Consider the following 8,551-nt stretch of genomic DNA (forward strand, 5'->3'; position numbering starts at 1 on the left):
AGCTGTCACCGGTAGAGTTTGAAAAGCGTTACGCAGCGAGCCTGGAGAGTGTCTAGGAAACCCGGGGCGATTCAGTTCAAGTCCACGCATTATGTTGATAACAAGCCATCCATGCTGCATTTTGAAATACAAAGGCAGCATGTCCTGCAGATGTTGTCCGAGCAAGACAAGTACTCCGGGAATATCACGGTAGTCTGGGACTCCGAAATCTGACTCGGGCTAACCAAACGGACTAGTCCGGCTCAGGGATTGCACCCGTGCTGCGCGCTTTCATGCTGGCGCCTTGATCCGTATTTTTACGACGAGGCCCATATGGAGCTTGCCCTGACAGACGAACAGCGAATGATTCAGGCATCCGCCGAACGTTTTTTGAACCAAGTGGCCAGCTCCGCTGCGGTGCGCACGGCCATGACCAGCGATCAGGGGTACGACACCGATACCTGGGCGCGAATGGCCAGGGAGCTGTATTGGCCCGCACTGGCGATCCCCGAGGCCTATGGAGGTCTTGGCCTGGGCTTTGTAGAAGTCAGCCTGCTCCAGGAACAGCTCGGGCGCTGCCTGCTGCCCACACCATTTTTTGCAACCTGCTGCCTGGCCACCCCTGCCCTGCTGCTCAGTCGCAATGAAGCACTCAAGGAACGCTGGCTACCGTTGATTGCCGCCGGTGAGATTCGCGCCAGCCTCGCCTACACCAGCGCGCCTCGCTGGGACGACAGCGGCGTGCAGGTGTATGCGCAGAGCCATGCGGGGGGTTATCGCCTCAATGGCGAGTATCACTATGTGATCGATGGTAGCGATTGCCAGCTGTTGATCATTGCCGCACGCACGCCGGGCAGCGTCGGCGAAGCCGGTATCCGCCTGTTTGCACTGCCTGCCGATACTCCCGGGATTGTTTGCCAGTGGCAACCGACACTGGATCAGACCCGCCGCCTGGCTACCATCACCCTGAACGATGTAGTCGTCCACGACGATCAGTTGCTCAGCGAACCCGGGCAAGGCTGGCCGATGCTGCGCGATGTGCTGCAGATAGCCTGTGTTGGCCTGGCGGCCGAGCAGACCGGTGGCGCACAGCAGTCGCTGGACATCACTCTGGCCTATATCAGCGGCCGCGAACAATTTGGTCGCACTATCGCCAGTTTCCAGGCCATCAAGCACCGCTGTGCCGATTTGATGCTGGCCATCGAATGCGCGCGTTCGGCCAGTTACTACGCTGCCTGCATTGCCGCCGAGTGCCTGAATATCGATGGTGATCCGGGTATCCGTGAGCAACTTGGGGAAGCCGCGGCCACTGCGAAAATTTTTGCCAGTGAAGGCTTTTTCCAGTGTGCCGCCGAGTCCATCCAGTTGCACGGTGGCGTGGGTTTTACCTGGGAATACGACCCGCATCTGTATTTCAAGCGAGCCCGGGCCAGTGAGCAGATGCTCGGCACCCCGGCGTTTCATCGCGAGCAATTGGCCCGGAAGATTTTCGGAGAGTGCACATGAATATCGGTTTTAGCGCAGCAGATGAGCAGTTTCGCCAACAGGTTGCGCAGTGGATGCAGCAGCACCTGAGCGGTGACTTTGCAGCTTTGCGCTTTCGCGGTGGCCCGGGGGATGAGGACTTTGCTCCCGGGTTGCGCAAGCGCTGGGAACAGGTCTTGGCCCAAGGCCACTGGGTGGGTGCTGGCTGGGCCACCGAGCATGGCGGCCGTGGCTTGAGCATCAGCCAGCAAGTGATCTTTTTCGAAGAGTACGCACGGGCGGGCGGCCCGGGACGTATGGGCCATATTGGCGAAGGGCTGGTAGGGCCGACGATTGCGGCCTTTGGCAGCCAGGAACAGCAGCAACGTTTTTTGCCGCCGATACTGGCGGGCCAGCACTTTTGGTGTCAGGGCTACTCCGAACCGGGTGCCGGGTCGGATCTGGCCAATATAAAGACCCGCGCCAGCTTCGATGAAGGCCACGGGCAATGGTTGATCAGCGGGCAAAAGGTCTGGACCTCACTGGCTCATGAGTCGGACTGGTGCTTTGTGCTGGTACGTACCGAGCCGGGAAGTGTTGGCCATCGCGGCCTGTCGTTCTTGCTGGTGGAGATGGACCAGCCGGGTATACGGGTACAGCCGATCCGGCAATTGACCGGTACCAGTGAATTCAACGAGGTTTTTTTTGATCAGGCGCGGGCTTCGGCAGACAACCTGATCGGCCAACCGGGTGATGGCTGGAAAATCGCCATGGCGCTGCTGGGGTTTGAACGCGGGGTATCGACCCTGGGCCAGCAAATGCAGTTTCAGAATGAGTTGGACGAAGTGGTGCGTATTGCCAAGGCCAATGGTGCGGCGCAAGACCCGGTGCTGCGCCAGCGCATCGCACAGGCCTGGAGCGGCTTGCGGGTGTTGCGCTACAACTCGTTGCGCATGTTGTCCGGGGTACAGGATGGCAGCCTGCGGCCTGAAGCGACGATCTACAAACTGGCCTGGTCGACCTGGCATGTGGCCTTGGGCAAGCTGGCGATGGACGTACTGGGACCAGAGGCCGAGTTGCTGGCCGGGGCGCCTTATGAGCTGACGCGGTTGCAGGCGCTGTTTCTGTTTACCCGTGCGGATACCCTTTATGGCGGCAGTAATGAGATTCAGCGCAATATCATTGCCGAACGGGCGCTGGGGATGCCGCGGGAGGCCCGGTAGACGGGCTGAGAATCACAAGTCCCCTCATCCCGACCCTCTCCCTCCGGGAGAGGGTTGCCGTGAGGGCCTGGGTCAAAAGGTGTACTTGCCATTGAACGACAGGTAATCCCGATCCGCCATTGTCCGTCCCTGGGCAATATCGGCCGAGCTCAAATACGCCACATAAGTCAGCCCCAGCTGAAAGTTGCCCAGGTACTTGAAATCGCCACCCACTGTCAGACGCTTTTCAGCACGGCCCAACCCCGAATAGGCACTGCCGTCAATGTTCTGGGTCCAGGTGGCCTTGGTGGTCAAGTCCCAGCCGTTGAATACGCTGGGGTGATCGAAATAGGCGCCGATTCCCAACAGGCTTGAACCCCGTGTTTGACCGTCATACACATATTTATTGAAAGTCCCGTCCGTGCCCGCCCCGCCACCGCTAATGGTCAGGTCATCCACGCCCTGGATGCGCTGGTGCACCACCTCGGTCATCAGGGTGGTCTGCTGCGCCATAAACGTCGGCCCGATCATGTACACGGCATTCAGGTTTCCCTGCCACACCTGCCCCCGCGCCGGCGCACCGTTGCTCAGGTACACCGCCGCGCCGTCGCGATAGCTCAGGTCACCGGCGAACTGCACCGAATCACCGGCTTTGGTGGTGAAACTGATGCCGGTGAGCTTGATGTTGTCAAAGTAACCCAACTGGTAACTCGGGCCATTGCCGTTGCCACCCACTTTGTTCAGGGACGAGTAATGGGTCTGCCCGGTAAAGTCGAAGAACAGTGCCGGGACGCGGTCGTGATAACGGTAATGAAACAGGCCGACCTCGGTGTTTTGCGTCACCCGGTATCGAGTACCCAGGCCCCACTCGCCGCTGTCGCCCGGTTTGACCGAGCCGCCGTAGCCGACTGCGGCCCCGTTGGGCAGGTTGTCGACGATCCCCGGGGCGAGCCGGAAGAACTCGGCCCCCGGGCCAAAGGTATCGCTGCCAAAGTAGTCGCCCACGGGGTTGAGCTGGGTTTCTTCCCACTTGTACTGGTAGAACCCGAGCAGGGTCAGGTCTTCGTTCACCGACCACGCGCCCGATATCTGCCCCACCGGCAAGTAGGCATCCTTGGCTTCGGTGCCGGGCACGTTGAACTTGGTCGAATCCACCGGTGCCTGGCCCTGGCTGATGTTGGGCCAGAACAGGCTCTCGCCCCAGGCCACCAGATGTCGCCCGGCCTTTAGCGACAGGTACTGGTCGTCATTGACGGTAAAGTCGCCATACACATAAGCATCCAGCAGCCGCGCCTTGCTGCCGCTGAGTTTGCGCGTGTCCTGGCTGAAGTCGTTGTAGCGTCCGGTCTTGTTTACCGTGTCCGGTGAGTCGTTGTCGTTGCGCTGGTGGTAGACCTCGTCATAGAAATGACTGCCGCGCACCACGGCGCCGAGGTTGTCGTGCTTGAGCATCAACTCGCCAAATACGCTGACCCGATTGTTGATCAGCGAGCCGCGCTTGAAATTGCGCGTGGCATCATCGTAGTTGATGTTGTTCAGGTATTCGTGATCCGGTTTTGCGGTACGCATCGAGGCCGTGTAGTTGACGGTCAGGGAAGAGTCGAGGGTGGTGTTTTCGCCCAGCTCGAGGGTAGGTGCCGCCAGGGCCAGACCGCTCAGCCCCGACAATAAACCGGTCCCGACAACACGCGTGTATTGCTTGAACATGCCTTGCTCCTTGTTATTGTTGTTTTGCTCCGCCCGGCCACCTGCGCACAGGCAGGGCCCGTGGCAGACAGCAGGATGGCGTCAGGGTGTTACTTGCCGGCCCGACGTGCCGCTTCGGGGCCAAAATCGCCAGCAGCAAAACCGCCTTTGTTCAGCACATAGCCGTTGCGTTGTTCGTTGATCAGGTTGAAGGCCAGATAACTGCCAGCGTTCAGGTCGTGATACAGGCCAACACCGGCCTGCCAGGTTTGCGTTTCCGGGGCATAGAAGTAATTGACCATCGAGGTGCGCCACAACTCGCCGCGGTTGTCGTAGTTGTCACCCATGATCGGGAACCAGCTGTCTTCGTCGATATACAGCGTGCGCTTGCCGTACAGATGGCGGTTACCCGGCTTGAGCACACCTTCGAGCACCCACACGCGATGCAGTTCGTAACGCATGTTGTCGGGGTTGATATGACCGGGAGTGAGCATGCTCGCGTACTTCAGGTCACCGGCGTGCAGGCGCGCGGTGTTGTAAGGGATATACAGCTCTTTTTTACCGACGATGTTCCAGTTATAGCGCTGGGCCGAGCCGTTGAAGATGCGTACTTCGTCGACGGTGATCGAACCGCCGGAGCCCGGAAAGGCCATGTCAAAACCGTAACCCGGCGACTGCCGCACACGCCGCGTACCCGGATCGTAGCGCCAGCTCTGGCGCGGCTCGGTCTTGTCGTTCCAGTACTCGGTACCGGTGTTGATTTCACCCTTGTCGCGTTGTGGCAGCAGGGTTTCGTTAAGGTAGAAAGACGAATTGCCCACCGTGTCGCCAATCTTGCCCGGCTCCAGCCCCGGCGCCATATTGCGCGAGTGCACGCGGCCCCAGTTGATATTGCCGTCCTTGAGCACATAAGCGTTGTCCGAGGTGTATTCCTCGGTCCAGGCACGCACGGTAAACAGCGAGGCATTTTTCAGCAGCTCGATACCGTTTTGCGGAATGGGAAATGCCACGCCGCCAGTGCGGGCAACCACGCCTTCGCCGTCGTCGACCAGTTTGGCGACCGAGGCATTTTCCAGGGTGGCCTTGCACACCGTGTCAGAAAAACGAAAGTCACGGTGCGAAGGGTAAACCGGCATGCGGAATGTTTGCGGGTAGAGTTTGAACAGGGCCTTTTGCCCCTCGGACAAGTGCCCGTCGTACTGACTGAGGTTTTGCGCGGTGATCACAAACAGCGGCTTTTCGTTGGGATAGGGATCGACCGGGTGTTTACCCGTGCCCTCGAATTTCATCCCCGGTGCCGCGCCCAGCCATTGGCCGCCAAAAGCAGGGATGGTGCCTGCGGCGTTGCCCGCCTTTTCGGCGCCGACACAGGTCAGGTCCTTGCCTAGCCGGGTGATCTGGTCGGCAGGGGCCTGGGCCAGCGCCAGAGCGCTGTAACCCTGCAATGCCAGGGCAACTGACAGCCAGCCGCCCATATGGGTGATGCGTCCCATGGAGTTCTCCTTTTTATTGGTCATGCACATTTACTGGTGGGAGCGGGCTTGCCCGCGATTGGATCGACGTGGTCTGGCTGATACATCGCGGCACCTGAATCGCCAGCAAGCCCGCTCCCACCTGAAACCTGGCGCCCACTCACGCTCTGGCTGATTGCGCAATCGTGAGCATCCCGGGTTCCACCAGCGGCTTGCCCAGGTTGAACCACGCAGCCAGTGCCGGCAGCAGGAAGATCGCCCCCAGCACGTTGACCATAAACATGAAGGCCAACAGCACACCCATGTCGGCCTGGAACTTGAGGGGCGCAAACACCCAGGTGCACACCCCCAGCGACATGGTCAGCGCGGTAAACACCGCCGCCGTGCCGCGCTGGCACATGGCGCGGTAGAAGGCTTCGCGCAGGTCATGCCCCGCAGCCATCTCATGCTCGATGCGCTCGTACAGGTAGATGCCGTAGTCCACCCCTACCCCCACACCCAGCGCCATTACCGGCAAGGTCGCGACCTTGAGGCCAATACCCAGCAGGGCCATCAGCGCATTGCACAGCACCGCGACAATCGCCAAGGGCACCAGAATGCACAGCACTGCGCGCACCGAGCGAAAGGTCAGCAGGCAGAACAGCGCCACCGACACAAACAACGCCGCCAGCATCACCACTTCGGCCTGCTTGACCGCTTCATTGGACGCCGCCATCACGCCGATATTGCCCCCCGCCAGCTTGAACTCCACCCCCGGCACGGCAATCGCAGCGATAATGCGCCTGGCCTCATCCAGCACATGGGCCACGGTGGCGCCTTCGTGGTCGGTCAGGAACACCAGGATCTGCATTTTCTGACAGCCGTCCGTCACCAGCCCCGAGTCCGGTGAATAGGCGTAGGCGCCCTGTTGCAAACCCTGGGCGGAACCGGGGATGGCCGCCCAGCGCGGGTTGCCTTCGTTGTTGCCGGCAATCACCTGCTTGCTCATCCCCGCTACGCTCTGCACCGATTGCACGCCGCGGACTTCACGCATCTTGAAGTCGAATGTTTCCACCGCTCGCATGACGGCCGGGTCCAGGCAGGCTTCACTGCGATCGCGAATGGTCAGAAACACCGAAAGCACATCCAGGCCGATGGCGTAACTGCTGATGATTTTCTGGTTGTCCTGGTTGTAGCGCGAGTCGGCCCGCAGCTCCGGCGCGCCGGTGCCGATATCACCAGTGGCCAGTTCGCGGGCCTTGATCGCGCCTGCCGCCAGCAGCAGGCTCAGGGCAAACACCCAGAGTGCCGGTCCCGGTGTGGCCAGCGCCGACAATCGCCACCACAGGGGGTGACGCGAGCTGGCAATGCGCGCCCTGGCCGTCATCAGGTGCGGCTCGAGTTGCAGATGGGCGATGAGCAGCGGCAGAACGATTTTGTTGGTGATGATCATCAGCATCACACCGATACAGGCCGTGACGCCCAGCTCGTGGACGATGGGGATATCGATCAGCATGATCACCCCGAAACCCAGGGCGTTCATCAATAACGCCAGCGCACCGGGAATGAAAATCTTGCTGAAGGCCACCTTGGCCGCACTCACCGAATCACTCCCGGCAAGCACTTCCTGCTTCCAGGCGTTGGTCATTTGCACGGCGTGGGACACACCGATGGAGAAGATCAGGAACGGCACCAGAATCGACATCGGGTCGATACCCAGGCCCAGCAACGGCAGCAGGCCAAGCAACCAGATCACCGGCAGCAAGGCGACAAACAGCGCCACCAGGGTCAGGCGCAACGAGCGTGAATACAACCACAGCAGCGCAGCGGTGATAAGAAATGCGATGGCAAAAAAGCCCATCACCGTGTTCAGCCCTTCGACCACGTCGCCGACCAGTTTGGCAAAGCCCACGATATTGATTTCGATATCGTCGCTGGCGTATTTGGCGCGGATGTCTTCCAGGCCACGGGCAATTTGTATGTAGCTTACGGGCTGACCGGTCTTCGGATCGATGTCCTGCAGGTCAGCGCGCACCAGCGCGGATTTGAGGTCATTGGCCAGCAGCCGGCCGATCTGCCCGGAGCGCGCGGCATTACTGCGTACCTGTTGCAAATCTGCGGGGGTGGCGGCGTATTGCGGCGGCACCACCAGATCACCGACATAGCCGTCTTCAGTGATTTCGATATAGCGCACGTTGGGGGTAAACAGCGAGGTGACGCTGGGGCGGCTGACCCCGGAGAGATAAAACACGTCATCGGTGACGTTTTGCAGGGTCTGGAGGAACTCGGGGTTATAGATATCCCCCTCGCCTTTCCAGTGCACGCTGACCAGCAGGCGATTGGCGCCGGTAAAGATACGGCTGAAGTCCAGGAAGTTGATCATGTAGGCATGGCGCACCGGTATCTGCTTGTTGAAACCGGGGTCCAGGCGAACCTGGGTGGCGCTGTAGCCCAAGGCCAGGGTGAGCAACAGGAAAAAACCTAGCAAGGCTTTGCGCCGGGCCATCAACTGCTCGGCGCAGCGTTGCACAGCCGATGACAAGACAAAAGCGCCCATGCTCGCGGTCCCTCGCACACTGGTTGAAAGTGATCGCGATAATCAGACGGGGCCGGGCCTTGAACATCGTCCGTAAGGGTTAGGCTGTTTGAGGGATGGGGCAACTGCCCCTGTAGCTGCCGAGGAACGAAGGCTGCTGCAGGAACACTGCAACTGTGGGAGCGAGCCTGCTCGCGAAGGTCGTTCGCGAGCAGGCTCGCTCCCACAATAGG

At 60.3% G+C, this 8,551-nt stretch carries 5 protein-coding genes; 2 read left to right on the forward strand and 3 right to left on the reverse strand.

The window, feature by feature from the left end:
- Nucleotides 1-312 precede the first annotated feature (312 nt).
- Entirely contained in the window at nucleotides 313-1,485 is a 1,173-nt protein-coding gene (locus GHO42_RS00460; RefSeq protein WP_153328902.1) for an acyl-CoA dehydrogenase family protein, read from the forward strand.
- Entirely contained in the window at nucleotides 1,482-2,666 is a 1,185-nt protein-coding gene (locus tag GHO42_RS00465) for an acyl-CoA dehydrogenase family protein (RefSeq protein ID WP_153328900.1), read from the forward strand. The genes GHO42_RS00460 and GHO42_RS00465 overlap by 4 nt, the downstream gene beginning before the upstream one ends.
- A gap of 72 nt (nucleotides 2,667-2,738) precedes the next feature.
- Here the strand turns inward: GHO42_RS00465 and GHO42_RS00470 are convergent, their stop codons facing one another.
- The 3 genes from GHO42_RS00470 to GHO42_RS00480 form a co-directional block, all read right to left on the reverse strand.
- Complete coding sequence (locus GHO42_RS00470) at nucleotides 2,739-4,352, reverse strand: DUF1302 domain-containing protein (RefSeq protein ID WP_153328898.1); 1,614 nt, start codon at nucleotides 4,350-4,352, stop codon at nucleotides 2,739-2,741.
- 89 nt (nucleotides 4,353-4,441) lie between these two features.
- On the reverse strand, nucleotides 4,442-5,824 hold the full coding sequence (locus tag GHO42_RS00475) for a DUF1329 domain-containing protein (protein ID WP_095002403.1): 1,383 nt from the start codon (nucleotides 5,822-5,824) through the stop codon (nucleotides 4,442-4,444).
- Between the two features lie 139 nt (nucleotides 5,825-5,963).
- Nucleotides 5,964-8,339 (reverse strand): RND family transporter, encoded by a 2,376-nt coding sequence (locus GHO42_RS00480; RefSeq protein ID WP_153384075.1) that lies wholly within the window; start codon nucleotides 8,337-8,339, stop codon nucleotides 5,964-5,966.
- Between the last annotated feature and the right edge of the window lie 212 nt (nucleotides 8,340-8,551).

The organism is Pseudomonas sp. FSL R10-0056 (assembly GCF_009600105.1).
GTDB classification, from domain to species: domain Bacteria; phylum Pseudomonadota; class Gammaproteobacteria; order Pseudomonadales; family Pseudomonadaceae; genus Aquipseudomonas; species Aquipseudomonas bubulae.

What these genes read in the sequence shown, in the direction of transcription:
- GHO42_RS00470 (WP_153328898.1), bottom strand. Translation starts at nt 4,352, where the DNA reads ATGTTCAAGCAATACACGCGTGTTGTCGGGACCGGTTTATTGTCGGGG.
- GHO42_RS00475 (WP_095002403.1), bottom strand. Translation starts at nt 5,824, where the DNA reads ATGGGACGCATCACCCATATGGGCGGCTGGCTGTCAGTTGCCCTGGCA.
- GHO42_RS00460 (WP_153328902.1), top strand. Translation starts at nt 313, where the DNA reads ATGGAGCTTGCCCTGACAGACGAACAGCGAATGATTCAGGCATCCGCC.
- GHO42_RS00465 (WP_153328900.1), top strand. Translation starts at nt 1,482, where the DNA reads ATGAATATCGGTTTTAGCGCAGCAGATGAGCAGTTTCGCCAACAGGTT.
- GHO42_RS00480 (WP_153384075.1), bottom strand. Translation starts at nt 8,339, where the DNA reads ATGGGCGCTTTTGTCTTGTCATCGGCTGTGCAACGCTGCGCCGAGCAG.